A 23,721-nucleotide genomic window follows, 5' to 3' on the forward strand; every position below is an offset into this window, starting at 1 on the left:
GGCTTTCGCGTGCTCAGCTCTTGCGGTGCCCGATCAGGCGCGGCTTGGGCTCGATGCCCGACAGCCCGTTCCAGGACAGGTTCACCAGGTGGGCGGCGACCTCGGCCTTCTCGGGCCGCTGCGGCGCGTCGAGCCACCACTGGCCGGTCAGGGCCACCATCCCGACGAGCGCCTGGGCGTACATCGGCGCGAGCTTGGGTTCGAAGCCGCGGTTCTTGAACTCCATGCCGAGGATGTCCTCGACCTGGGTGGCGATATCGCTGATCAGGGACGCGAAGGTGCCGGTGGACTGCGCGACCGGCGAGTCCCGGACGAGGATCCGGAACCCGTCGGTGTACTGCTCGATGTAGTCGAGCAGCGCGAACGCCGCCTGTTCCAGAAGTTCCCTCGGATGGCCGCCGGTGAGAGCACTGGTGACCATGTCCAGGAGCCGGCGCATCTCGCGGTCGACCACGACGGCGTAGAGCCCTTCCTTGCCGCCGAAGTGCTCGTAGACCACCGGTTTGGACACCCCGGCCTTATGGGCGATCTCCTCGACCGAGGTGCCTTCGAAGCCGCGTTCGGCGAAGAGCGTGCGGCCGATGTCGAGCAGTTGCTCGCGGCGCTCCTTGCCCGTCATCCGTACCCGGCGCACGCGCCGAGCGTTCGTACCCGTCGTTCCGTTCGGGCCCTCGCCGCTCGTACTGCTGCCGTCGCTCACGCGTCAATCATGCCGCTTCACTGACGCTCTCCTTACGCCGGGCGGCGATCCGCTCCTTGCTGGGCCACCGGACGTCACTCGCCCAGCCGAGCTGTTCGCACCAGCGGATGATGCGGGCGCTGGAGTCGAGCTGGCCGCGCAGCACGCCGTGCCGGGCCGAGGTGGGCTCGGCGTGGTGCAGGTTGTGCCAGGACTCGCCGCAGGACAGCACGGCCAGCCACCACACGTTGCCGGACCGGTCACGGGACTTGAACGGGCGGTCGCCGACGGCGTGGCAGATCGAGTTGATCGACCAGGTGACGTGGTGGAGCAGGCCCACCCGGATGAGCGATCCCCAGAAGAACGCGGTGAACGCGCCGGTCCAGGTCATCGTCACCAGTCCGCCGACGAGCGGCGGGATCGCGAGCGAGACGAGGGTGAAGAGCAGGAACTGCCGGGAGATCATCCTGATCGCCGGGTCCTTCATCAGGTCCGGCGCGTACTTCTCCTGCGGGGTCCGCTCGGTGTCGAACATCCAGCCGATGTGGGCCCACCACAGGCCCTTCATGAGGGCCGGCACGGTCTCGCCGTAGCGCCACGGCGAGTGCGGGTCGCCGTCCGCGTCGGAGTACTTGTGGTGCTTGCGGTGGTCCGCGACCCAGCGCACGACCGGGCCCTCGACGGCCAGCGAACCGGCGACCGCGAGCGCGATCCGCAGCGGGCGCTTGGCCTTGAAGGCGCCGTGCGTGAAGTACCGGTGGAATCCGATGGTGATGCCGTGGCAGCCGATGTAGTACATGCCGACCATCAGACCGAGGTCCAGCCAGCTCATCCCCCAGCCCCAGGCCAGCGGGATCGCGGCGACGAGCGCCACGAAGGGGACACCGATGAAGGCGCCGAGGGTGATGCGCTCGGTCATCCCCTTGTTGTCGCCACCAAGGGTGGCGAGGGTTACGAATTGGCCGGGCCCGGGGTCTCGGGGCTCGGTGATCACGTCGGCCTGTGCGGTCATGAGGGTCCCTCACCGGGGGTGTATGGGGGGATTTACTACGGAACCGTAACCTACGGCGACGTAAGTATGTCAGCGTCGCGTCAGCAGGCAATAGGCCCGGAGGGCTGACGCCCTGTAGCTCGTGTACCCCGGAACCTCGTCGCGTTCACGTGGTCGCTTGCGGCATAGTAGGGACGCGCAGGCGCGCTCAGGCGCGTCGGTCCGCCGTGGTGTAATTGGCAGCACCGGGGCTTTTGGTGCCCTTTGTCCGGGTTCGAGTCCTGGCGGCGGAGCTTGTGGTAGCGGGTCCCGGTCTTCACGGCCGGGACCCGCCCGTGTTTCCCCGCCCATACCCCCCGGTATCCTGCGGGTGTCCGTCACCCAAAGCCGAGGAGCCCCTTCCGTGAGCCCCAACCGCCCGGCTGCTGTCGTCGTCCTCGCCGCGGGTGAGGGCACCCGCATGAAGTCGGCCCTCCCCAAGGTCCTGCACGCCATCTGCGGGCGCACCCTGGTCGGCCATGTCGTGGCCGCCTCGCGCGCGCTCGACCCGGAACACCTCGTCGTGGTCGTCGGCCACGCCCGCGAGCAGGTGGGCGCCCACCTCGCCGAGATCGACCCCGCCGCCCGCACCGCCGTGCAGGACCAGCAGCTCGGCACCGGGCACGCGGTCCGGATGGCGCTGGAGGCGCTGTCGGGCCAGGGCGTCGTCCTCGCCGGCACGGTCGTGATCACCTGCGGCGACACCCCGCTGCTGACCGCCGGAACGCTGCGCTCCCTGGTCGCGACGCACGAGGGCGACGGCAACGCCGTCACCGTGCTGTCCGCCGCGGTGCCGGACCCGGCCGGCTACGGCCGGATCGTGCGGGCCGCCGACGGCTCGGTGTCCGGGATCGTCGAGACCAAGGACGCCAACGAGGCCCAACTGGCCATCGCCGAGATCAACTCCGGGGTCTTCGCCTTCGACGCGCAGCTGCTCGCCGACGCGCTCGGCAAGGTCACGACGGACAACGCGCAGGGCGAGGAGTACCTCACGGACACCCTCGGCATCCTGCGCGAGGCCGGCCACCGGGTGGGTGCCGCGGTCGCCGCGGACCACCGCGAGATCGCCGGGATCAACAACCGGGTACAGCTCGCCGAGGCCCGCCGCACGCTCAACGACCGGCTGCTCAACGAGGCGATGCTGGCCGGCGCCACCATCGTCGACCCGGCCTCGACCTGGGTCGATGTGGCCGTCGAGTTCGCGCCCGACACCCTGGTGCTGCCCAACACCCAGCTGTACGGCGCCACCAGCCTGGCCACGGGCGCCGAGGTCGGCCCGAACTGCACGCTGACCGACACCACCGTGGGCGCGGGCGCCCAGGTGAGCAACACGGTCGCGCAGAGCGCCGAGATCGGCGAGCACGCCACCGTCGGCCCGTTCGCCTACCTGCGCCCCGGCACCCGGCTCGGCGCCAAGGCGAAGGCCGGCACCTACGTCGAGATGAAGAACGCGACGATCGGCGAGGGCACCAAGGTGCCGCACCTGAGTTACGTGGGCGACGCGACGATCGGCGAGTACACGAACATCGGCGCCGCGAGCGTCTTCGTGAACTACGACGGCGCGGTCAAGCACCACACGACGATCGGCAGCTACTGCAAGACCGGCTCCGACAACATGTTCGTGGCGCCGGTCACAGTCGGGGACGGCGCCTACACCGCCGCGGGCTCCGTGATCACCAAGGACGTACCGGCCGGTTCGCTGGCCGTAGCCCGTGGCCAGCAACGGAACATCGAGGGCTGGGTCGCCCGCAAGCGCCCCGGAAGCGCCGCCGCGGAGGCCGCCGAACGAGCCGGTCAGGGTGAGTAACGGCACTCCCGCCGGGTCACGACCCGCCCCGGCGGGGCGTACCGTAAGAGATGCACAGAATGCCGCAGGTTGACGTCCACAGGACGAACCCGCGAACTGAGTCTTAACTGAGTCTTCACGGGGGTTGCCCTCGAAACCCCCGTAGACCCGTACAACCAAGGAGACGGTGTGACCGGGCTCAAGACGACCGGTGAGAAGAAGCTGATGCTCTTCTCCGGACGCGCTCATCCGGAACTCGCGGAGGAGGTGGCCCACCAGCTCGGTGTCGACCTCGTCCCGACCAAGGCGTTCGACTTCGCGAACGGCGAGATCTACGTCCGCTTCGAGGAGTCCGCGCGCGGCAGCGACGCGTTCGTGATCCAGAGCCACACCGCTCCGATCAACAAGTGGATCATGGAACAGCTGATCATGATCGATGCGCTGAAGCGGGCCTCCGCCAAGCGCATCACCGTGATCCTGCCGTTCTACGGCTACGCCCGCCAGGACAAGAAGCACCGCGGCCGCGAGCCGATCTCGGCCCGGCTGATGGCCGACCTGTTCAAGACCGCGGGTGCCGACCGGCTGCTCGCCGTGGACCTGCACGCCTCGCAGATCCAGGGCTTCTTCGACGGCCCGGTGGACCACCTCATCGCCCTGCCGCTGCTGGCGGACTACGTGGGTGCCAAGGTCGACCGCTCCAAGCTCACCATCGTCTCCCCGGACGCCGGCCGCGTCCGCGTGGCCGACAACTGGTGCGACCGGCTCGGCGCCCCGCTGGCGATCGTCCACAAGCGCCGCGACCCCAACATCGCCAACCAGGTGACGGTCCACGAGGTCGTCGGTGACGTCAAGGGCCGCATCTGCGTGCTCGTCGACGACATGATCGACACCGGTGGCACCATCTGCGCTGCCGCGGACGCCCTGTTCGCGAACGGCGCCGAGGACGTCATCGTGGCGTCGACGCACGGTGTGCTCTCCGGCCCGGCCGCCGACCGGCTGAAGAACTCGCAGGTGAGCGAGTTCATCTTCACCAACTCGCTGCCGACCCCGGGCGAGCTGGAGCTGGACAAGATCACGGTGCTGTCGATCGCCCCGACGCTCGCCTCCGCGATCCGCGAGGTCTTCGAGGACGGCTCGGTCACCAGCCTCTTCGACGGCGCCGCGCACTGAACCACTGATCGATCAACGTCCGGTCCTGACCGGACGTTGATCGATTTCGTCAAGGCCTCCCCGCCGGGTAGACTCCTGGAGTTTGCTCGGCGAGGGAGGCTTTTTCGTCTCCGTTATCGGCGCGCTCCTCGTAAGTGGATCGGCCCCCGTCGTGGGCCGGGCGACATGTGTCCCAGCCAGTCGTCTCTTTACGAGGAGTGATTCTCATGTCCGCATCCGAGGTCAAGCTCAGCGCCGAGGTCCGCACCGAATTCGGCAAGGGTGCCGCCCGTCGTGCGCGCCGCGCCAACCTGGTCCCCGGTGTCGTCTACGGCCACGGCGCCACCCCGGTGCACGTGAACCTTCCGGGTCACGCGCTGCTGCTCGCGCTCCGCACCAAGAACGTCCTGATCAGCCTCGAGGTCGAGGGCGAGACCACCTTCGTGCTCCCCAAGGCCGTCCAGCGTGACGCCATCAAGGGCTTCCTCAAGCACGTCGACCTGCTCACCGTGAAGCGCGGCGAGAAGGTCAACGTCGAGGTGGCCGTGCACACCGAGGGCGAGCTCGCCCCGGGCGGCGGCCTGCTGGAGCACGTCCTCAACGCCCTCCCGGTCGAGGCCGAGGCCACCCACATCCCGACCTCCGTCTCCGTCTCCATCGAGGGCCTGGAGGCCGGCGCCGCCATCCTCGCGAAGGACATCACGCTGCCGGAAGGCACCGTGCTGACGATCGACGGCGACACCGTCGTCATCCAGATCGTCGCCCCGCAGGCCGAGGAGCCGGCGGACGAGTCCGCCACCCCGGCCGGCGAGACCACCGAGGCCTGATCCTCCTGGCCTCCGCTGTCCCGTACCGCCGTCCCGCTCCCACCGGAGCGGGGCGGCGGTTCGGGTTGCGACGTCAGTGGACTTGAATGGACGGCATGAGCATGAGCAGTTCACCCGCCCCCGAGGGGCCCTGGCTGGTGGCCGGGCTCGGCAACCCCGGCCCCGAGTACGCCGGCAACCGGCACAACATCGGCTTCATGGTGGCCGATCTGCTCGCGGAGCGGATCCGCAGCAAGTTCAAGACCCACAAGAGCCGCGCCCAGGTGGTCGAGGGCCGGATCGGCGGACAGCGGGTCGTGCTGGCGAAGCCGATGACGTTCATGAACCTCTCCGGCGGGCCCGTCACAGCACTGCGCGACTTCTACAAGGTGCCCACCGCGCAGATCATCGCCGTCCATGACGAACTGGACATCGACTACCCGACACTGCGGCTGAAACTGGGCGGTGGCGACAACGGCCACAACGGCCTGAAGTCGATCACCAAGTCGCTGGGTCCCGACTATCTGCGGGTGCGCTGCGGCATCGGACGGCCGCCGGGCCGGATGGATGTGGCGGCCTTCGTGCTCAAGGACTTCTCCTCGGCCGAGCGCAAGGAGCTGGACTGGTTCGTCGACCGCTCCGCCGACGCGGTCGAGGCATTGATCTCCGACGGCCTGGAGCGGGCCCAGAGTACGTACAACAGCTGACTCCGGCCGCCGTCGGCCGCGGCGGTTGACTCCATGGCGTGTCATGGCCAAAGATCGCCCGCATGGTCAAACGGAGCCGGTCCCGCCGGATGGCGGAGAGTGCCTGGGGCGTGCTGCTCGTCGGCAAGGCCGTGATCCTGTCGGCGGCGGTCGCCCTGCTGCTCGCCTCGGGTGTGTGGGTGTCCTGGGGGACTGCCCAGCACGTGATGCTCTCCAAGGGCCGCGAGCGCGGCACCATGACGGTGGCGGCCTGCGGCGACAAGACCTGCACCGGCCCCTTCGCCCCCGCCGGGGCCGCCACGGCGCGGCCCCGGGTCACCATCACCCGGTCCGTCACCCACCGCACCGGCGAGAAGCTCAAGGTCGCCGTGGAACCCGGCACCGACGACGTCGTACGCACCGGCTGGGCCGGCGTGCTGTACGCCTGGGTCCCGCTCGGCGGCGCCCTCCTGCTGGCCGCGCTGCTGCTCGCGGGGGGCCTGCGGATGCCCCGCAGCGCCTGGACGGCCGGCCTGGCGGGCGCGGCCCTGATGGTCGCCGCCTTCGCCCTGCTGTAGCGGGCGCCTGCGCGGCGCGCCGCTCAGGAGGGGTCGGGCTCCAGGAACTCCAGGCGGTTGCCGAACGGGTCGTCGGAGTAGAAGCGCCGGTGCCCCGGGAGGTTGTCGTCCCACACGACGGTCGCGCCGCGCTCCTCCAGCCGCCGGGCGTACGCGGTGATGCCGTCGACCCTGATGCCCGGATGCGCCTTCCTGGCCGGGCGGAAGCCCTCCTCGACCCCGATGTGGATCTGGGCCGCGCCGGAGCCGAACCAGCAGCCACCCCGGGCGGCGAGCACCGGCGGCTTGGGGAGTTCGGTCATGCCGAGGACGTCCCCGTAGAAGGCGCGCAGCGCGTCCTCGCTGCCGGGCGGTGCCGCGAGCTGTACGTGGTCGAGAGCGCTGATCACGCGGCCACCCCTGCCTTGCGCGCGACGACGAAGATCCGCCGGAACGGGAAGACGGTGCCGTGCGGACCGGCCGGATACGCCGTGCGCAGCAGCTCGCCGTACTCGGCGAGGAACTCCTCGCGGGCGGCGGCGTCGTTCCCGAGCGCGGTCAGCACGGGGCGCAGCGCGGTGCCCTTGGTCCATTCGAGCACCGGGTCGGGGCCCTGCAGATGGTGCAGGTACGTGGTCTCCCAGACGTCGGTCTCGCAGCCCAGGCAGCTCAGGCGCTGGAAGTACTCCTCGGGTTCGAGGGTGAGCACGCGGCGGTCGGCGCGGCCGCCCAGCCGGGCCCGCCACCTCGGGGACGCGCACAGCTCGGCGAGCAGCACATGGCTGGGAGCGTCGTAGTTGCCGGGGACCTGGAACGCGAGGGTGCCGCCGGGGGCCAGGTGGTCGAGCCAGTCGGGGAAGCGCTCCGCATGGCCCTCGACCCACTGCAGGGCGGCGTTGGCGATGATCAGGTCGTAGGTCTCGTCGGGAGCCCAGTGCGCGGCGTCGGCCGGCCGGAAGTCCAGCTGTCCGCCGCCGGGGGTCGGGCCGGCGTAGGCGCGGGCCGCGTCCAGCATCTCGGGCGAGTTGTCGAAGCCGGTGACGCGGGCGGCCGGCCAGCGGCCGCTCAGCAGCGTGGTGACATTGCCGGGACCACAGCCGATGTCCGCGATGCGCGGCGCCTGCCCCGGGAGGGCGGGCACCCGGGCGAGCAGTTCGTGGAAGGGGCGGGTGCGGTGGTCGGTGTGGTGCAGGTACTGCTGGGGGTCCCAGGCGGGTGCTGCTGCCGGCACGTTTCTGCCTCCCTGGCGGATCCGGTGGATCTGCTGACGTCCTCTACGGTGCCTCAATTTTTATCTTGACGTCAAGAGACTTCATATCGACAGAACCACTACACTGATCGTCATGGAGGACGAGGTCGACCGGCTGGTCGCTGCATGGCGCCGAGAGCGCCCCGACCTCGACGTGGAACCACTCGAGGTGCTCAGCCGCGTCAGCAGGCTGGCCCGGCACCTGGACCGGGCCCGGCGGCTCGCCTTCTCCGAGCACAGCCTGGAGCCGTGGGAGTTCGACGTGCTCACGTCGCTGCGCCGCACCGGCGACCCGTACCAGCTCTCCCCCGGGCAGCTGCTCACACAGACGCTGGTCACTTCCGGCACGATGACCAACCGGATCGACAGACTCGCCAAGAAGGGCCTGGTGGAACGGCTGCCGGACCCCTCGGACCGGCGCGGGGTGCTCGTCCGGCTCACCCCCGAGGGCCGCGAGCGCGCCGACCAGGCGCTGGCCGGGCTGCTCGCCCAGGAGCGGTCCATCCTCGGTGAACTGACGGACCGCCAGCGCGGCGACCTCGCGGCGCTGCTACGACAGCTGACCGCTCCGTTCGACAACATCCCCGGCTGACGGGACCAGTTCCACCGGTCCGACGCCGGCCCGGCGCGCCAGCGCGACCGCCGCCAGCGTCGAGTGCACGCCCAGCTTCCCCAGCACGTTCTGCATATGGGTGCGGACGGTGTGCGGGGACAGGAACAGCCGCTCGGCGACCGCCTTGCGGCCGAGCCCCGCCACCATGCAGCGCAGCACCTCCTGCTCGCGCGGCGTCAGCGACTCCACCAGCCGTTCGCTCTCGGTGCGGTGCCGGCGAGCCGCGGTCAGCTCCCGCAGCACGCCCGTGAGCAGCGCGGGCGGCAGATGCGTCTCGTCGCGCAGCACCCCGCGCATCACGGCCAGCAGCCGTGACAGGGAACAGTCCTTGGCGACCCAGCCGGAGGCACCCGCCTGCAGCGCGCGGGCCGCGCGCCGGGCGTCGTCCCGCTCGGCCAGCACCACGGTGCGCGTCGAGGGATGCTCGGCGCGGACCCGTTCCACCAGGCCGATCCCGTCGATCAGATGGTCCGGGATCGCGGGGGCGGCCGGGCCGCCCGGGTGGTCCGCCTGACGCGGCTCCGGCACGATCCGCGGCACCGCGGTCAGCGTTGCCGCGCCCACCGCGCCTCCCGGCGGGCGGAACACCGCACCGAGGTCGGCGTCCACCAACAGCACGTCGTACCTTCGGTTGTCGGCCACCGCGCGCTCCAGACAGCGCTGCGCGGCAGGGCCGCTGCCGGCTGCCGACACATCGACGTCCGGCTCCGCCGCGAGTGCGGCCGCCAGTGATTCGGCGAAGATCCGGTGGTCGTCGACGACGAGAACACGAATGCGTCCCACGGGCCCCACTCCCGGCATGTTGCTCTCCCCCACGGTTGGGGTTGCGATCGCATGGGATCCGGCGCCCGGAAACAGGATCTTCCGCCGCAGTACCGCACGACCGCCGTCGTGCCGCGCCTGCGGTACCCGTTCCGGGTGCCGAATCCTTGCGTCTCGCCCCCTGATGGCGCCGGCCCCCACCGGCGCTGTGTCAGAAGCGTAGGGGCCGGGGACGCCAATAGCGCCCGATTGGCAGAAGTCGGCCGGTAGCAGCGGATGCATTCGGCCAACACGCGGGGCGCGCGGGAACGTTGGTGCTTCGGGTCCCCCGCTCTTTCCGGCCGGCCGGGGTTTGGGACGCCGGAACGCCCGGACAGCCGGCCGGTGGCCCGGCCGGCCGGACGACACGTGGCGGGCTACCGGCGGCGGGCTACAGGCGGCGGGCGCCCGCCGACGGGACCGCTGTGAAGACCCGCGGCTCCCGGTAGCCGGCGGCGGCGAACGCCGAGACGACCGCCTCGGTGATCTTCTCCGCGGCGTCGCTCTCCGCGAGGACGATGGCCGAGCCGCCGAATCCGCCGCCCGTCATCCGCGCGCCCAGCGCGCCGGAGGCGTTCGCGGTGTCCACGACGAGGTCCAACTCGGCGCAGGAGATACGGAAGTCGTCGCGCAGCGAGACGTGGCCCGCCGTCAGAACCGCCCCGATGTCCCGGGTACGGCCGGCGTCCAGCAGCTCGATGACCTGCTCGACCCGGTGGTTCTCGGTGACGATGTGGCGGACGAGACCGAGGATCGTGTCGTCCTGACCGCCCGCGCGCAGCCGGTCGAGGGCCGCGGCCAGGCCGTCGTAGGGGATGTCGCGCAGCGCGGGGACCCCGAGGGCGGCGGCGCCGGCCTCGCACCCGGCACGGCGCTCGGCGTACGAGCCGTCGCTGTGCGCGTGCTTGACGCGGGTGTCCACGACGAGCAGCCGCATCCCCTCCGCGGCGAGGTCGAACGGCACCTGGCGCTGCGAGCCGTCGCGGGTGTCCACGAACAGGGCGTGGCCCGCGGTGCAGCAGGCGGACGCCGTCTGGTCCATGATGCCGGTGGGCGCTCCGACGTAGACGTTCTCGGCGCGCTGGCACAGCAGGGCCATCGCGGGCCGTTCCAGGCCGAGTTCGTGCAGGTCGTCGAGGGCGAGAGCGGTGACGACCTCCAGCGCGGCCGACGAGGACAGGCCGGCGCCGGTGGGGACCGTGCTCTCGTAGTGGATGTCGGCGCCGGTGAGCCGGTGGCCCGCCTCGCGCAGCGCCCACACCACACCCGCCGGATACGAGGCCCAGCCGTCGTCCCTGCCGGGTGTCAGCTCGTCGAGCCGCAGTTCGACGATGCCGCCGGGCATGTCGGCGGAGTGCAGCCGCAGCAGGCCGTCATCGCGGCGGGCGACGGTGGCCACGGTGGTGTGCGGCAGCGCGAACGGCATCACGAAGCCGTCGTTGTAGTCGGTGTGCTCACCGATCAGGTTCACCCGGCCGGGGGCGGCCCACACGCCCTCCGGAGCGGTGCCGAACACCTTCTCGAACACGGTCACTTGGCGGTCTCCTGGTTCTCCCCGCGCTGGGCGAACGCCCAGGCGTCCCGGACGATTTCGGCGAGATCCGGCCGGGACGGACGCCAGCCGAGGACCCGGCGGGCCCGGTCGGCGGAGGCGACGAGTACGGCCGGATCGCCGCCGCGGCGCGGGACGGTGACCTCGGGGACCGGGTGACCGGTGACCTGCCGGACGGTCTCGACGACCTGGCGGACGGAGAAGCCCTCGCCGTTGCCCAGGTTGCAGATCAGGTGCTCGCCCTCGGCGCCGGCGGCCAGCGCCAGCAGATGCGCCTGCGCGAGGTCGGCCACGTGGATGTAGTCGCGGACGCAGGTCCCGTCGGGCGTCGGATAGTCGTCGCCGTAGACGGAGATCGCCTCGCGGCGGCCCTGCGCGACCTGGAGGACCAACGGGATGAGGTGCGACTCGGGGTCGTGCCGCTCGCCGATCATCTCGCCGGAGAGCGAGCGGTACGCCCCGGCCACGTTGAAGTACCGCAGCGAGACGGCGGACAGCCCGTGCGCGGCGGTCTCGCCGGTGATCATGTGATCGACGGCGAGCTTGGTGGCACCGTACGGATTGGTCGGCGCGGTCGCGTCGTCCTCGGTGATCGGGACGGACGCCGGCTCCCCGTAGGTCGCGGCCGTGGAGGAGAAGACCAGCCGGCGGACCCCGCACTCGCGCATCGCGGCGAGCAGCTCCATGGTGCCCGCCACGTTGTTGCGCCAGTACTTGCCGGGGTCGGCGACCGACTCGCCGACCTGCGAGGAGGCGGCGAAGTGCAGCACGGCGTCGTAGGAGGAGTCGAGCACCTTGCCCGCGTCCTGGATCCGCCCCTCGACGAAGTCCGCGCCCGCCGGCACGCCCTCCCGGAAGCCCGTCGACAGGTCGTCCAGGACGGTGACCCGGTGGCCGGCTTCCAGCAGGTGTGCGGTGACGACGCTGCCGATGTAACCGGCGCCGCCGGTCACCAGGACCTTCATGGGGGTGCTCACTGGCTCGCTACCTCTCGCAGTCGCTGTGCCGCGGTTTCCGGGGGCACGTCGTTGATGAACACACTCATGCCGGATTCGGAACCCGCGAGAAACTTCAGCTTGCCGGAAGTGCGGCGGACGGTGAAAAGCTCAAGGTGCAACGCGAAGTCACACCGGTCGGCCGCCCCGAAGGGTGCCTGGTGCCAGCCCGCGATGTACGGCGTGCGCGGTTCGCCCTCCCCGAAGATCCGGTCGAAGCGCTTCAAGAGTTCCAGATAGACATGTGGGAACTCTGTGCGGGCGTCCTCGTCGAGCTGCAGCAGGTCCGGCACCCGGCGGTTCGGGTAGAGGTGCACCTCGTAGGGCCAGTGCGCCGCGTACGGGACGAACGCCGTCCAGTGCTCGCCCTCCAGCACGACACGGCGGCCGTCGGCACGCTCATCCGCGACTACGTCGTCGAAGAGGTTGCCGCCGGTGCGTTCCCGGTGCTCGGCCAGCGAGCGCAGCATCAGCTCGGTGCGCGGGGTGATGAACGGGTACGCGTAGATCTGTCCGTGCGGGTGGCCGAGGGTGACGCCGATCTCCTTGCCGCGGTTCTCGAAGCAGAAGACCTGTTCGACGCCGGGGAGTTGGGACAGCTCGGCGGTGCGGTCGGTCCAGGCGTCGAGCACCAGTCCGGCCTGCTCGGGGGTGAGGTCGGCGAACGAGGCGTCGTGGTCGGAGGTGAAGCAGACGACCTCGCAGCGGCCGGCGTCGCCCGCGAGGGAGGGGAAGCGGTTCTCGAAGACGGCGACGTCGTAGTCGGCGGCCGGGATCTCGCTGAGCCGGCCGTCGCGCGACGGGCACAGCGGGCACTCGTCGGCCGGCGGGTGGTAGATGCGGCCCTGCCGGTGGGAGGCGACGGCGACGGTGTCGCCCAGCAGCGGATCGCGACGCAGCTCGGCCGAGGTGGCGACGGCGTCCAGCAGGCGCCGGTCCACGGCGTCGCGCACCACGTCGTCACGGGAGTCGTAGTAGAGCAGCTCACGGCCGTCCGCCAGGCGGGTCGTCGTCTTCTTCACTCCGGAGACCCCTCATCAAACCTACTCAACATAACCGCGCACAATGAACCACAAAACAACAGTGACGTCAATGCACCAGCCAGGACCTGGCCAGATCGGTGAGTGAGGGCACGACGACATGCCGCTGCCCCCGCACAGGGCGCGGGGGCAGCGGTGCGTGGAGCATCGGCCTGTGGAGCGTCGACGGGTGGAGCATCGGACCGCGGGCAGGGGCTCGGGCCCCGGGCTACGGCGGCCCGGTCAGCCTCCGGAGGGGAAGCTCCCGGCCGTGACCCGGTCCAGCAGCCCGGTACGGGCCGCGAGCGCGGCGGCCTCCAGCCGGGAGCCGACGCCGAGTTTCATGAGCACCCGCTGCACATGGGTGCGCGCGGTGCTGGGGGCGATGCTCATCCCGGCGGCGATCAGCCGGGTGTCCTCACCCTCGGCGACCCGCATCAGGACCTCTATCTCGCGCGGTGTGAGCATCTGCAGCAGCCGGCTGCCCTCGTCGTCGGGCTCCTCCACCGGATTCAACAGCTCCGCGAACGCGCTCTGCAGCAGCTGCGGAGAGACCGCGACCTCACCGGCCCTGGCCTTCACCATGGCCCGCTCGACGCCCTCGATGCGCTCGTCCTGCCGCACATAGCCCGAGGCACCGGCCGCGAACGCCGCCGCGATACCGCGCGGGCTCGGCACCGGCCCGAGAACGACCACGGCCACCGCCGGCCGCTCGCGCTTGACCCGCGAGACGGTCTCGAACACCCCCGGATCGGCCGGGGACGACGTGCCGATCAGACACACCTCCGGCGACCTGCTCAGTACGAGATCCGCCGCCCCCGCCGCCGGCGAGGCTGCGGCGAGCACCCGGTGCCCGCGCAGTTTCAGTGCCGAGGCGAGCGCCTCCGCCAGCAGCCGGTGGTCGTCGATGACGACAAGACGTACGCCCATGTCGCGTTCCCCTATCCCCCTGAGGACCGATCGGGACCGGTCCCGGCGGCTCCACGTCCTGCCCCCACTTGTACGTAGCGCACGGCCCGCCCGTTGTCCCGGCGGTCGACCCACGGCGGGCCCGGGTCCAGGGCCTGTCCGGCCGATCACGAACGGCCCCTCCGCCGCCTGGCACGGCCCCTCGCGGCGTTGCCGAAACACCCATATACAACCGGTATGCGGGTGCTCCGGCGCCTTGCGAGGCACCGCACCAGACGACGTCTGGACCGCCCATGATCGGCCGGACAGGCCCTAGCCCCGGAAGCTACACGTTTGTTCGACGCGGCGCGCCCCTTACCGGTAAGAAGCACCCCTCAATTCCGAAATACCCGTCATTGATGGCCGGTTCACACCCGGGGCGTCTCATCGTGCACAGGACGGGCCCACAACGGGACAGGTGTCTCGTTATGGGCCCGTCAGTGCGGTACTGGGGGTTTACCCCGGCCGGTGGCTCAGCTGAAGTCCGCGATCACCAGCGCCGACAGCGAGTCCCGGGCGGAGACGGTGACGCCGGTGAGGAAGAAGTGCCCGTTGTGCAGCCACGTGTAGCGGTACGTGTCCAGGAACTCGTTCTCGGTCTTCTTCGTGTCGGCGCTGAACACCATGTACGGCGTGTTCTTCTGCGTCGTCGGGTCCATCGCGTAGAGCCCGCCGGGCTTGTCGTACCCCGACTCCTGGTACGCGATGACCTTGCCGTTCTCGATGCCGACCACGGTCGACTCGCCGGAGGCGGCCGGCTTGACGGTCCACAGGGGCTTGCCGGTCTTCAGGTCCACGGCCGCGATCTCGTTGGTCTGGCCGTAGGCGCCGCCGTCCGCCTTGTGCGACTTCGTCGGGGTGTAGAGCGTCGTGCCCTGGATGGCGAAGTTGAAGCAGGGGCCCTCACCGGCGATCCGGCAGTGGATCCCGTAGTTGCCCTGGTAGCCGCCGTTGCCCAGCGAGGTGTGGCCGACGAGCTTGCCGCCCTCCAGGTACATGAGGTCGGACATCAGGCTGTTGGTGGCGCCGATCCCGATGACCACCGGGTCGGTGGACACGATGCTGGAGAGCTCGGTGCCCGCCGAGACCTGCCAGGACCAGCTGGTCTTGTAGGTCGTGGTGTCGATGCCCCGGACGAAGACGTCCTTGCCGCACTCGACCGAGACGACGAGCTGCTTGCCGCCCGCGTAGCTCTTGTCCTGGCAGCTGGACGCCGGGTTGGGCGCCCAGATCTGCGCATGGGTGCTGAGCTTGTACCCGGCGTAGCCGTGCAGCCAGGAGATCGCCGCGACATCGCCGCTGACCGCGACCGTCGAGTAGAGGAAAGTGGAGCTGCTCGAACCCGGCGCGATGGGCAGCGGCACCTCCCAGAGCTTCGTGCCCTTGGAGATGTCGACGGCCATCAGCATCTCGCAGTTGGCGCCGAACTGGATCGCGACCCGGTTGTCGGAGACGTCGTCCGACGCCGGGCAGGACTTGCCGGTGATCGGGATCGACCACTTCTCCGCGCCGCCGCTGAGCGCGTACCCCTTCACGGAGTCCGGCAGCGTCTTGACGACGGTGTCGCCGCTGAACCAGGTGTTCGGCACCCGGGCGGTGATCTCGTCGACGGGCGGCCGCGTGGCGGTCTTGCTCCAGCCCACCTTGGCGTTGATGACGCCCGTCGGCTTGCCGTCGTTACCGCCGCTGGCGCCGCCGTTGGCACCGGCCGAGGTCTTGTCCGCGATCGGCTTCTTGTCGCCGTCGTCGCCCTTGGTCAGGAAGAACACGCCGCCACCGATGACCAGCACCGCGGCGACCACCGCGGCGACGATCACGACGATCTTGCTGTTGCCGCCGCCCTGACCGCCGCCCTGCGGCGGGTAGCCGCCGGGCTGGGTGTAGCCACCGGGCTGCGTGTAGACGGTCTGCGGGGCCTGGCCGGGCGGCTGCCCCTGCGCCGGGTAGCCGTACTGCGGCTGCGGCGGTTCGGGCTGCTGCGGCGCCGGCTGCGCGTACGGGTTCTGCCCCGGCGGGACCGGCTGCGCGTACGGGTTGTCCGGCACCTGGCCTGCGGGCGGGGCCGGCGGATACCCGTACGACTGCTGCGCGGGCGGCGGACCCTGCTGCGGGTAGCCGTACTGCGGCGCCTGCGGCGGCGGACCCTGCGGGGGCGGCGGAGGCGGCACAGCGCCCTCGGGCTTCCCGAAGTTGGGCGGGTTGCCGGGCGGCGGGGGCGGCTGCGTCATCAGCAGGTCCTCATTCAGGCAATACCAGTAAGGGTCAGGTAAGCGGGAGTTCTCTTTCTATCACTGCGTCCCTGCCGCCCCACCTGCCGGTCCACGACCGTTACGCGCCCGCTACAAGCCCCACACGCCGGGGCGCGCACGCCCCGGCGTCGACAGCTCCGGCTGCCCTACTCGTCGTCCGCCAGCTCCAGCCAGCGCATTTCCAGCTCGTCGCGCTCGTCGCGCAGCGCGCGCAGTTGCGTGTCCAACTTGGCGACGAGGTCGAAGTCCGTCGAGTTGTCCGCGATCTGCGTGTGCACCTTGGCCTCTTCCTGGCCGATGCGGTCGAGCCGGCGCTCGACCTTCTGCAGCTCCTTCTTCGCCGCCCGCTCGTCCCGCGACCCGGCGGCTCCCGCCGCCTTGCCCTTCGACACGACCGGCGCGGGCGCCGAGTCCGCCGCGATACGGCGGCGGCGCTCGAGGTACTCGTCGACCCCGCGCGGCAGCATCCGCAGCGTCGAGTCGCCGAGCAGTGCCCAGACGTTGTCGGTGGTGCGCTCCAGGAAGAACCGGTCGTGGCTGATGACCACCATCGAGCCGGGCCATCCGTCGAGGACGTCCTCCAGCTGCGTCAGCGTCTCGATGTCGAGGTCGTTGGTGGGCTCGTCGAGGAACAGCACGTTCGGCTCGTCCATTAGCAGCCGCAGGATCTGCAGCCGGCGCCGCTCACCACCCGACAGGTCACCGACCGGCGTCCACTGCTTCTCCTTCGAGAAGCCGAACTGCTCGCACAGCTGGCCCGCCGTCATCTCCTTGCCCTTGCCGAGGTCCACGCGCTGCCGCACGCTCTCCACGGCCTGCAGCACCCGCCACGTCGGGTCGACCTCGCTGACCTCCTGCGACAGATACGCGAGCTTCACCGTCTTGCCGACGACGATCTTCCCGGCGGGCGGCTGGTCGTCACCGTGCGAGTACGCGGCCTGCGCCAGCGCCCGCAGCAGCGACGTCTTGCCCGCGCCGTTCACCCCGACCAGGCCGATCCGGTCGCCCGGACCCAGCTGCCACGTCAGGTGCTTGAGCAGCACCTTGTCGCCGCCCTGGATCGTCACGTCCTCCAGCTCGAAGACGGTCTTGCCGAGCCGCGAGTTGGCGAACTTCATCAGCTCGGCACTGTCGCGCGGCGGCGGCACGTCCGCGATCAGCTCGTTCGCGGCCTCGATGCGGTAGCGCGGCTTGCTCGTCCGCGCCGGGGCGCCGCGGCGCAGCCACGCCAGCTCCTTGCGCATGAGGTTCTGCCGCTTGCCCTCTTCGGTGGCCGCCCGCCGGTCGCGCTCGGCCCGCGCGAAGACGTAGTCGCTGTAGCCGCCCTCGTACTCGTGCACGTCACCGCGCTGCACGTCCCACATCCGGGTGCAGACCTGGTCCAGGAACCACCGGTCGTGAGTGACGCAGACCAGCGCGGAGCGCCGGGTCTGCAGGTGCCCGGCCAGCCAGGCGATGCCCTCGACGTCGAGATGGTTGGTCGGCTCGTCGAGCACGACCAGGTCCTGCTCGTCGATCAGCAGCTTCGCCAGCGCGATCCGGCGCCGCTCACCACCGGACAGCGGCCCGATCACCGTGTCCAGCCCCTGTGGGAACCCCGGCAGGTCCAGCCCGCCGAACAGCCCGGTCAGCACATCGCGGATCTTCGCGTCCCCGAGCCACTCGTGGTCCGCCTTGTCCCCGACCACCTCGTGCCGGACGGTCGCCTTCGGGTCCAGGCTGTCGTGCTGCGTCAGCACCCCGAGCCGCAGCCCGCCCACATGCGTGACCCGCCCGGTGTCCGGCTCCTCCAGCTGCGCGAGCATCCGGATCAGGGTCGTCTTCCCGTCACCATTACGGCCGACGACCCCGATACGGTCGCCCTCCGAAACGCCGAGGGAAACACCGTCGAGCAGCGCCCGGGTGCCGTAGACCTTTCCTACGGCCTCGACGTTGACGAGGTTGACGGCCACTTTTACTCCATGCTGGTGCGGAACGATCGATCTCCCAGGGTAGTCGCCACCACCGACCACCCCCTCCGCCTGCTCCCCTTGCCGGGAGCGGCACACAACGTGCCGTCGTTGTCACCCGGTGTGACAATCCGCAGGCGGGAACGGGCCACTGCCCGGCCCCTGTTCCCTGCCGCGGCACCGAAGTCGATCGAGCAAGTTCCCGCAAGTTCCTGTCGCGCGCCGGTGGGCGCGGTGCAAGCTCGTTGGCAGCGATCTCATCCGGCTCGACAGCGGAGGACACCATGGCGTTACACCTGCTCGGCAAGGACCCGGAGAGCAAGTCCGGCGGCTCTCCCACCGTGTATCTCGATGACGAGACCGACAACTACCTGGTCCAGGGGTGGAAGGTGCTGGACCGGGAACGGCTGGCGGAACTGGACATCCCCGCCCACGAGACTGTCGTCGAGATCCCGCGGCGCATGGTCCAGTTCTTCCTGGAGGTGAAGAGTGACGAAGCCCCCAACATTTGAGGAACTGCTCGCCTCGGCACGTCACTCGGCCGTGCATCTGGAGATGCGCGACGGCTACATGACGTCGGACCCGGCCTATATCGCCTGGCAGAACGGGGTTCGCAGCGCGGATCAGGACAACGATCCCGAGTTCCGGGACTGGCTCACGTGGGTCCGGGAAGCAACGGATCGCGGCGTGGTGATCCGTCGAGCACGGGTCTTCTCCGTCCCGGAGTCGGACTACATCAAGTTCGAGCACCATGTCTCGGACGCGAACGTGAAGGCCGGCGAACAGATTCGCTGGCTCCCCCGTCGGCAGGCAACGGACATCGCCTTCCCCGGAAACGACTTCTGGGTGTTCGACAACGAACTGGTCCTCGTACTGCACTTCACGGGCGACGGTGAGAGCCCGGAGGACTGGATGGAGCTGACGACCGACCCGACGATCCTCAGCCTCTGCGAGAGCTCGTTCGAGGCGGTGTGGCAACGTGCCACCCCGCACGAGGAGTACCGGATCACCTGATCCGAACACTCCCGTGGCGACTTCTCCTTCCTCAGCCGTTCTCGATGCCCGGAGGGCTCTCGGGCGACGCCTTCGAGAGATCCGCAGACCGACCGGCCTGACGGCGCGGGCGTTCGCCGCCCGCGCCGGTTGGAGTGAGTCGAAGGCGTCGCGCATCGAGAACGGGAAGACCTCACCGTCGGACCCGGACCTCCTCACGTACGCCACCTTGTGCGGCGTGCCGGAGCTGTACGTGGACCTCGTTTCCACCCTGCACAACATCGAAGAGATGTATGTCGAGTGGCGTCGGCTCCAGAGCGACGGCCTGCGGCAGATTCAGCAGGCGCACGTCCCTCTGTACGAGCGCACCCGCCACTTCCGCGTGTACGAGCCCGGAGTCATTCCCGGGCTCCTGCAGACCGGCGACTACGCGCAGGCAATCATGAAACGCATCGTTTCCTTCTGGGACATTCCTGACGACACCGAGGCTGCGGCGAAGGTGCGCGTGGACAGACAGCGGGTCCTCCGTGAAGGGGACCGACGGTTCGCGTTCCTCGTCGAGGAGACAGCACTGTGGTCGCGCTTCGGCACTGCGGACGTGATGGCGGCCCAACTGGGGCACCTGCTCACCGTGGGTTCGCTGCCGCAGGTGAGTCTGGGCGTGATCCCTATGACGGCTGAGCGAACCATGTGGCCCCTTGAAGGCTTCTGGATTTTCGACAAGGACCAAGTGATCATCGAGCTGGCCACCGCCCAAGTGACGGTGAAGCAGCCGAGCGAAGTCGGTACGTACCTGCAGATGTTCGCCAAGCTTGCCGATATCGCCTGCTACGGCCAGCAGGCCCGGAACCTGATCGCGAAGGCCATCAGTTCACTCGGATGAACATCCGCAAGTCGGCGCAACTTCGTTGAGCGCCACTTTTTGCTGTCCCTAACGTCGTTGGCATCCGAAAGGGAAGGACAGCCATGCCCGTACCCCCGAAGCCGAAGCCACGGCCCCCCGACCCGGAGCCCATCCCCGTCAGCAGTGGCAAGTACCGACCGCCCAAACGACGTTAGCGAGGGAAGCGGCCATGGCGAAGCACGGTGACGGCAAAGGCGGGTCCGACGGGGACCGGAAGCAGTCCCCGAAGGAATCGGACGGCAGTTGGAACAAGCCGGTGACCGACCCGCCGAAGAAGAAGTGAGGCAGGCGGATGACGACACGGCAGCGCCTCGTGGAAATCCTTGAACACAAGGGCGCGCTGTCGCCGGAGTGGGCGGCGGCCGTCGCCGGCGTGGATCGGGCGCTGTTCGTTCCCGACACCTACCAGTACCGGGACAGCCTCATCGCGAAGAAGGACAGCCCGGAGAAATGGGCCCGGTACGTCTACGGCGACACGCCTCTGATCACCCAGGTGAACGACGGGAAATCCGTGGAAGGCGGGTACGAACTACCGACCTCCTCAACGTCCATGCCGTCCCTCATGCTCCAGATGCTCGGACTGCTGGAGGTCGGGAACGGTCATCACGTTCTGGAGGTGGGCACCGGCACGGGCTACAACGCCGCATGGCTCACCCATCGGCTCGGCGGCCGGCTGGTGACCTCGATCGAAATGGACGAAGGCGTGGCGGCGGAAGCCCGGAAGAACCTCCGCCGGGCGGGCCTGGCGCCCAGACTGATCCTCGGGGACGGGCTCTCCGGGGTGAAGGCCCACGCCCCCTTCGATCGGCTGATCTCCACCTGCTGCGTCCAGGAGATCCCGGGGGCCTGGGTTGAACAGACCCCCGAAGGCCGGATCGTCACCCCCTGGGGAAACGGTTACTTCTCCGCCTCCTTCGCGGTCCTCGACGTCTCGCACGGAGTGGCCACCGGCCGGTTCTCGGGATATCCGGCCTTCATGTGGGCTCGACAGCAGCGTCCCGGCTACGGGTACCTCGTGGATTACCTCCACCACGAGGGCGAGGGCACCAAGAGCCGAACGACGGTGCACCCGGAGTCCGTCCGGAACGACACGGACGCCCGCTTCGCCGTCGCCGTCCAGGTGTCCGGCTTGTGGTCGATGCTGTGCGCTGCCGACGACGGCAGCGACGAGTCGACCTTGTGGCTGCTCGCCGACGACCGGCGATCGTGGGCCTCCATCGAGTACGTACCCGGCGAAACGTCGTTCGAGGTGGATCAGTACGGCCCACGCCGCCTCTGGGACGAGGTCGGGACCGCCTACTCCTGGTGGTTGGAGAACGGCCGGCCGGAGCGCGACGCATTCGGCCTCACCGTGACGGAGACCGGCGGCCAGCAGGTCTGGCTACGCACGCCGGGAACGCCGGTCCCCACCGTCCGCTGACCGCACCCCGGGAATGCCGCAGGCGGGGCTACTCATCCCGGGGTGAGTAGCCCCGCTCATGCCGCCCGCCCGGTTGCGGCCTAGCGTCATCGATATGACCGCCCCCGTGAACACACCGGCCGCACGAACCCCGCTCCTACTGGTCCGCGGGCTGCTCGCGGTGCTGCTCGTCGTCGCCGGCCTGTTCACCTACCTGCTCGCGCCCATCTTCATCATGGCGAGCGACTCGTGCTTCCCGGACTCCCACGAGGGCATCTGCGACCCCGCCCGCCAGAACCTCATGGTCCTGCTCCCCCAGATCGCCGCCCCACTGATCGTGACGGCCGGCCTGTTCGGCACCCTCCGCCGCAACGGCACGGCGGTGGCCGCCACGTTGGGTTTGGCCCTGCTCCTGGTCGTCTGGATCATCAACGCGACACTGGCCTCGTCCTAGGGCCGGTCCGCCCCGGCCTTCAGGGCCTGGAGGAACGCGCGGAGCGCGGCGGGGGTGGTGTGGACGATCACATCGGGATCGTCGGATTCACGGAGGCGGATCGTTCCGTCGCAGGTGCGGGCGAGATAGAGGCAGTTTGATTCCTCGGGACTGTAAGAGGACTTCTGCCAGGACAATGTGGACACGTTCGCCGCCTTTCAGAGGCTCTGGGCGATGCTGTGGATCAGATCCCGCGATTTCTCCGGAGTGAGAGCGCCGCTGCTCATTCGGTCGAGCACCACTCGATACTTGGCGAGCTGCGTCTCCGCGTCCAGGAACTCGCAACCATGAGCGGTGTCCAGCTCGACGGTGTCCAGCAGCGGCACGGGGCCCGAGGCGTAGGTGATGGACTGGCCGGTGGAGACAAAGGCCCATTCGCCGAACGGGATCACTCGCACGACCACGTTCTCCTGCTCGCTCATCTCGATGAGGTGCTGCAGCTGCCGCCGCGCAACGTCCCGGCCACCCACGCCCATCCGCAGCGCGGCCTCGTGCACGATCGTGGCGTAGTGCGTCGGCCGGTCGCCGTACAGGATCGCCTGCCGCTTCATCCGGTACGAGATGTGGTGTTCGACGATGTGCGGCAGGAGCGGCGGAACTGCCTCCTGAAGCCCCGCGCGAGCATGATCCAGCGTCTGGAGCAGTCCCGGCATATGGATCACCACGGCCACCCGCATCGCCCTCGCGTGGTGCTCCATCTCCGCAAGGTCGAGCAGCCCGATGGGCAGAATGTCGCGGTACTCCTCCCACCAGCCGCGCTTCCGCTCTCCCGTCATGCCCACCAGCGCATCGACGAGAGCCGCGTCGGAACAGTCGTAGTTCCGCGCCAGTGTGCGAACGCGGTCGGCGCTCACGCCGAAACGGCTCGCCTCGATGTTGCTGATCTGCGCCTGGTTGGTGCCGAGCAGACGCCCCGCCTCGGTTGACGTCAGGCCCGCCCGCTCCCGCAGTTTGCGCAGCTCGGCTCCGAGTCGCAGTTGGCGCGCTGTCGGCGCGTTCCTGACCGGCATCCGCCGTCCCTCCGTAGCCGCGCGCAGCGCGGAGCAGTCACTCACACGAGCTAAATCCAAAGGTCTTTAGCCAGTTCCGCAAAATACCTTTACCGCCGCACTCTACGGTGTGACGCAGGCCACTCGACGAAGGCGGTTCCCCCATGCACAACGACAACAACGTAGCGGCGAACACGCCGCACCCCGACGACTTCTGGACGTACACCCTCCAACTCCCGCACGACGGCAGAGCCGTCCGCATCGCGCGGGCCACGGTGCGAGCCGTGCTGCTGGCGTACGGGATTCCGCAGGTCACCGACGTGGCCGAGCTGCTGGCGAGCGAGTTGGTGACCAACTCGCTGCTGTACTCCGACGGGCCGTCGTGGATCCGGCTGAGCAATCCGCGCACGACGCACGTACGGGTGGGTGTGTGGGACACCAACCCGACGATTCCGCCGCCGTTTCGCGGCGCACCGCATCCGCCCGGGCCGCCCGAGTGCGCCGAGCGGGGGCGGGGGCTGCTGCTCGTGCGGGAGTGCGCGGACCGGTGGGGCGGGTACGCGCTCGGCGAGGAAGTGTTCGGGGGGTGCGGGAAGTTGCTGTGGTTCGAGTTGGCCGCCTGATGGCGGAACCCGGCGATCCGCTCGTCGAGGCGGCCCTGCGGGTGACCGTCAGCGGGCTGGATCTCGCCGCGGCGGAACGGTTCGACCGCGAACTGAGCGCCGCGCGGCAGGAGGCGGAACAGACGGGCAGTGCCGCCGCGCTGGAATCCTTCCTGCACCGGTGGCGGGTGTTCATCGCGCTGCGGCGGCGCCCCGACGATGCGGGTGAGACCTGACACCGGTTCGAACTCGTGGCGTGACGTCAGGGCGAAC

26 protein-coding genes and 1 tRNA gene are annotated in these 23,721 nt (G+C 69.8%); 14 read left to right on the forward strand and 13 right to left on the reverse strand.

The features are described 5' to 3' along the window. Positions 1-13 precede the first annotated feature (13 nt). Together G3I60_RS09360 and G3I60_RS09365 are read right to left on the reverse strand one after the other, a co-directional pair. On the reverse strand, positions 14-619 hold the full coding sequence (locus tag G3I60_RS09360) for a TetR/AcrR family transcriptional regulator (protein ID WP_138354766.1): 606 nt from the start codon (positions 617-619) through the stop codon (positions 14-16). Positions 620-707: 88 nt separating this feature from the next. Further along, a complete protein-coding gene (locus G3I60_RS09365) occupies positions 708-1,691 on the reverse strand; it encodes a fatty acid desaturase (RefSeq protein WP_164294434.1) in 984 nt (327 codons plus the stop codon). A 200-nt stretch (positions 1,692-1,891) separates the two neighbouring features. On the opposite strand from G3I60_RS09365, the gene G3I60_RS09370 reads away from it, so the two are divergent. The 6 genes from G3I60_RS09370 to G3I60_RS09395 all read left to right on the forward strand — a co-directional run bounded on the left by G3I60_RS09370 (position 1,892) and on the right by G3I60_RS09395 (position 6,714). Next, positions 1,892-1,963, forward strand: a tRNA-Gln gene (locus G3I60_RS09370). A 110-nt stretch (positions 1,964-2,073) separates the two neighbouring features. Then, positions 2,074-3,516, forward strand: coding sequence for a bifunctional UDP-N-acetylglucosamine diphosphorylase/glucosamine-1-phosphate N-acetyltransferase GlmU (gene glmU, locus G3I60_RS09375; RefSeq protein WP_164294433.1), 1,443 nt, complete (start codon positions 2,074-2,076; stop codon positions 3,514-3,516). Between the two features lie 168 nt (positions 3,517-3,684). Then, positions 3,685-4,665 (forward strand): ribose-phosphate diphosphokinase, encoded by a 981-nt coding sequence (locus G3I60_RS09380; RefSeq protein WP_164294432.1) that lies wholly within the window; start codon positions 3,685-3,687, stop codon positions 4,663-4,665. Positions 4,666-4,871: 206 nt separating this feature from the next. Further along, on the forward strand, positions 4,872-5,471 hold the full coding sequence (locus G3I60_RS09385; RefSeq protein WP_138354682.1) for a 50S ribosomal protein L25/general stress protein Ctc: 600 nt from the start codon (positions 4,872-4,874) through the stop codon (positions 5,469-5,471). A gap of 101 nt (positions 5,472-5,572) precedes the next feature. Further along, complete coding sequence (gene pth / locus G3I60_RS09390) at positions 5,573-6,157, forward strand: aminoacyl-tRNA hydrolase (protein WP_164294431.1); 585 nt, start codon at positions 5,573-5,575, stop codon at positions 6,155-6,157. A gap of 62 nt (positions 6,158-6,219) precedes the next feature. Next, entirely contained in the window at positions 6,220-6,714 is a 495-nt protein-coding gene (locus G3I60_RS09395) for a hypothetical protein (RefSeq protein ID WP_164606981.1), read from the forward strand. Between the two features lie 23 nt (positions 6,715-6,737). Here G3I60_RS09395 and G3I60_RS09400 read toward each other — a convergent pair whose 3' ends face one another. Both G3I60_RS09400 and G3I60_RS09405 read right to left on the reverse strand, forming a co-directional pair. Then, positions 6,738-7,103: a VOC family protein gene (locus G3I60_RS09400; RefSeq protein WP_164294429.1), complete on the reverse strand. Its 366-nt coding sequence runs from the start codon at positions 7,101-7,103 to the stop codon at positions 6,738-6,740. Continuing rightward, positions 7,100-7,924 (reverse strand): trans-aconitate 2-methyltransferase, encoded by an 825-nt coding sequence (locus tag G3I60_RS09405; protein ID WP_164294428.1) that lies wholly within the window; start codon positions 7,922-7,924, stop codon positions 7,100-7,102. Before G3I60_RS09405 ends, G3I60_RS09400 begins: the two co-directional genes overlap by 4 nt. A 112-nt stretch (positions 7,925-8,036) precedes the next feature. On the opposite strand from G3I60_RS09405, the gene G3I60_RS09410 reads away from it, so the two are divergent. Continuing rightward, positions 8,037-8,534, forward strand: coding sequence for a MarR family winged helix-turn-helix transcriptional regulator (locus tag G3I60_RS09410; protein WP_138354687.1), 498 nt, complete (start codon positions 8,037-8,039; stop codon positions 8,532-8,534). Here G3I60_RS09410 and G3I60_RS09415 read toward each other — a convergent pair. The 7 genes from G3I60_RS09415 to G3I60_RS09445 form a co-directional block, all read right to left on the reverse strand. After that, positions 8,493-9,338 (reverse strand): response regulator transcription factor, encoded by an 846-nt coding sequence (locus G3I60_RS09415; RefSeq protein WP_244809204.1) that lies wholly within the window; start codon positions 9,336-9,338, stop codon positions 8,493-8,495. The two genes, G3I60_RS09410 and G3I60_RS09415, sit on opposite strands and share 42 nt — an antisense overlap. A gap of 409 nt (positions 9,339-9,747) precedes the next feature. After that, positions 9,748-10,890: a galactokinase gene (gene galK / locus G3I60_RS09420; RefSeq protein ID WP_164294427.1), complete on the reverse strand. Its 1,143-nt coding sequence runs from the start codon at positions 10,888-10,890 to the stop codon at positions 9,748-9,750. After that, complete coding sequence (gene galE, locus G3I60_RS09425) at positions 10,887-11,873, reverse strand: UDP-glucose 4-epimerase GalE (protein WP_164294450.1); 987 nt, start codon at positions 11,871-11,873, stop codon at positions 10,887-10,889. The genes galK and galE overlap by 4 nt, the downstream gene beginning before the upstream one ends. Before the next feature lie 8 nt (positions 11,874-11,881). After that, complete coding sequence (galT, locus tag G3I60_RS09430; protein WP_164294426.1) at positions 11,882-12,925, reverse strand: galactose-1-phosphate uridylyltransferase; 1,044 nt, start codon at positions 12,923-12,925, stop codon at positions 11,882-11,884. 240 nt (positions 12,926-13,165) lie between these two features. Continuing rightward, a complete protein-coding gene (locus tag G3I60_RS09435) occupies positions 13,166-13,852 on the reverse strand; it encodes a LuxR C-terminal-related transcriptional regulator (RefSeq protein ID WP_164294425.1) in 687 nt (228 codons plus the stop codon). Positions 13,853-14,343: 491 nt separating this feature from the next. Then, a complete protein-coding gene (locus G3I60_RS09440) occupies positions 14,344-16,098 on the reverse strand; it encodes a hypothetical protein (RefSeq protein ID WP_164294424.1) in 1,755 nt (584 codons plus the stop codon). 167 nt (positions 16,099-16,265) lie between these two features. Further along, a complete protein-coding gene (locus G3I60_RS09445; RefSeq protein ID WP_138354695.1) occupies positions 16,266-18,071 on the reverse strand; it encodes an ABC-F family ATP-binding cassette domain-containing protein in 1,806 nt (601 codons plus the stop codon). 281 nt (positions 18,072-18,352) lie between these two features. Between G3I60_RS09445 and G3I60_RS09450 the strand changes: the two genes are divergently transcribed. From G3I60_RS09450 to G3I60_RS09470, 5 genes are all read left to right on the forward strand, one after another. After that, the gene (locus G3I60_RS09450; RefSeq protein ID WP_164294423.1) at positions 18,353-18,580 is read left to right on the forward strand and encodes a hypothetical protein; all 228 of its coding nucleotides are present in this window, start codon (positions 18,353-18,355) and stop codon (positions 18,578-18,580) included. Next, complete coding sequence (locus G3I60_RS09455; RefSeq protein ID WP_164606983.1) at positions 18,558-19,082, forward strand: DUF6879 family protein; 525 nt, start codon at positions 18,558-18,560, stop codon at positions 19,080-19,082. Before G3I60_RS09450 ends, G3I60_RS09455 begins: the two co-directional genes overlap by 23 nt. A 13-nt stretch (positions 19,083-19,095) precedes the next feature. Continuing rightward, entirely contained in the window at positions 19,096-19,944 is an 849-nt protein-coding gene (locus G3I60_RS09460; protein ID WP_164294421.1) for a helix-turn-helix transcriptional regulator, read from the forward strand. Between the two features lie 313 nt (positions 19,945-20,257). Continuing rightward, positions 20,258-21,385: a methyltransferase domain-containing protein gene (locus tag G3I60_RS09465; protein ID WP_164294420.1), complete on the forward strand. Its 1,128-nt coding sequence runs from the start codon at positions 20,258-20,260 to the stop codon at positions 21,383-21,385. Between the two features lie 94 nt (positions 21,386-21,479). Next, positions 21,480-21,818, forward strand: a complete 339-nt coding sequence (locus G3I60_RS09470; protein ID WP_164294419.1) for a hypothetical protein — start codon at positions 21,480-21,482, stop codon at positions 21,816-21,818. Here G3I60_RS09470 and G3I60_RS09475 read toward each other — a convergent pair. Next, positions 21,815-22,003: a DUF397 domain-containing protein gene (locus tag G3I60_RS09475; RefSeq protein ID WP_164294418.1), complete on the reverse strand. Its 189-nt coding sequence runs from the start codon at positions 22,001-22,003 to the stop codon at positions 21,815-21,817. The genes G3I60_RS09470 and G3I60_RS09475 overlap by 4 nt on opposite strands. Before the next feature lie 12 nt (positions 22,004-22,015). Continuing rightward, a complete protein-coding gene (locus G3I60_RS09480) occupies positions 22,016-22,867 on the reverse strand; it encodes a helix-turn-helix transcriptional regulator (RefSeq protein WP_164294417.1) in 852 nt (283 codons plus the stop codon). Between the two features lie 143 nt (positions 22,868-23,010). Here G3I60_RS09480 and G3I60_RS09485 point away from each other — a divergent pair, with 143 nt between their 5' ends. Both G3I60_RS09485 and G3I60_RS09490 read left to right on the forward strand, forming a co-directional pair. After that, a complete protein-coding gene (locus tag G3I60_RS09485; RefSeq protein ID WP_164294416.1) occupies positions 23,011-23,469 on the forward strand; it encodes an ATP-binding protein in 459 nt (152 codons plus the stop codon). Then, a complete protein-coding gene (locus G3I60_RS09490) occupies positions 23,469-23,684 on the forward strand; it encodes a hypothetical protein (protein ID WP_164294415.1) in 216 nt (71 codons plus the stop codon). The genes G3I60_RS09485 and G3I60_RS09490 overlap by 1 nt, the downstream gene beginning before the upstream one ends. Positions 23,685-23,721 lie beyond the last annotated feature (37 nt).

This window comes from Streptomyces sp. SID13666, from assembly GCF_010548325.1.
GTDB lineage: Bacteria > Actinomycetota > Actinomycetes > Streptomycetales > Streptomycetaceae > Actinacidiphila > Actinacidiphila fildesensis.

What these genes read in the sequence shown, in the direction of transcription:
- G3I60_RS09360 (WP_138354766.1), bottom strand. Translation starts at nt 619, where the DNA reads ATGACGGGCAAGGAGCGCCGCGAGCAACTGCTCGACATCGGCCGCACG.
- G3I60_RS09365 (WP_164294434.1), bottom strand. Translation starts at nt 1,691, where the DNA reads ATGACCGCACAGGCCGACGTGATCACCGAGCCCCGAGACCCCGGGCCC.
- G3I60_RS09385 (WP_138354682.1), top strand. Translation starts at nt 4,872, where the DNA reads ATGTCCGCATCCGAGGTCAAGCTCAGCGCCGAGGTCCGCACCGAATTC.
- pth (WP_164294431.1), top strand. Translation starts at nt 5,573, where the DNA reads ATGAGCAGTTCACCCGCCCCCGAGGGGCCCTGGCTGGTGGCCGGGCTC.
- G3I60_RS09395 (WP_164606981.1), top strand. Translation starts at nt 6,220, where the DNA reads ATGGTCAAACGGAGCCGGTCCCGCCGGATGGCGGAGAGTGCCTGGGGC.
- G3I60_RS09410 (WP_138354687.1), top strand. Translation starts at nt 8,037, where the DNA reads ATGGAGGACGAGGTCGACCGGCTGGTCGCTGCATGGCGCCGAGAGCGC.
- galE (WP_164294450.1), bottom strand. Translation starts at nt 11,873, where the DNA reads ATGAAGGTCCTGGTGACCGGCGGCGCCGGTTACATCGGCAGCGTCGTC.
- G3I60_RS09435 (WP_164294425.1), bottom strand. Translation starts at nt 13,852, where the DNA reads ATGGGCGTACGTCTTGTCGTCATCGACGACCACCGGCTGCTGGCGGAG.
- G3I60_RS09440 (WP_164294424.1), bottom strand. Translation starts at nt 16,098, where the DNA reads ATGACGCAGCCGCCCCCGCCGCCCGGCAACCCGCCCAACTTCGGGAAG.
- G3I60_RS09450 (WP_164294423.1), top strand. Translation starts at nt 18,353, where the DNA reads ATGGCGTTACACCTGCTCGGCAAGGACCCGGAGAGCAAGTCCGGCGGC.
- G3I60_RS09465 (WP_164294420.1), top strand. Translation starts at nt 20,258, where the DNA reads ATGACGACACGGCAGCGCCTCGTGGAAATCCTTGAACACAAGGGCGCG.
- G3I60_RS09470 (WP_164294419.1), top strand. Translation starts at nt 21,480, where the DNA reads ATGACCGCCCCCGTGAACACACCGGCCGCACGAACCCCGCTCCTACTG.
- G3I60_RS09480 (WP_164294417.1), bottom strand. Translation starts at nt 22,867, where the DNA reads ATGCCGGTCAGGAACGCGCCGACAGCGCGCCAACTGCGACTCGGAGCC.
- G3I60_RS09485 (WP_164294416.1), top strand. Translation starts at nt 23,011, where the DNA reads ATGCACAACGACAACAACGTAGCGGCGAACACGCCGCACCCCGACGAC.
- G3I60_RS09490 (WP_164294415.1), top strand. Translation starts at nt 23,469, where the DNA reads ATGGCGGAACCCGGCGATCCGCTCGTCGAGGCGGCCCTGCGGGTGACC.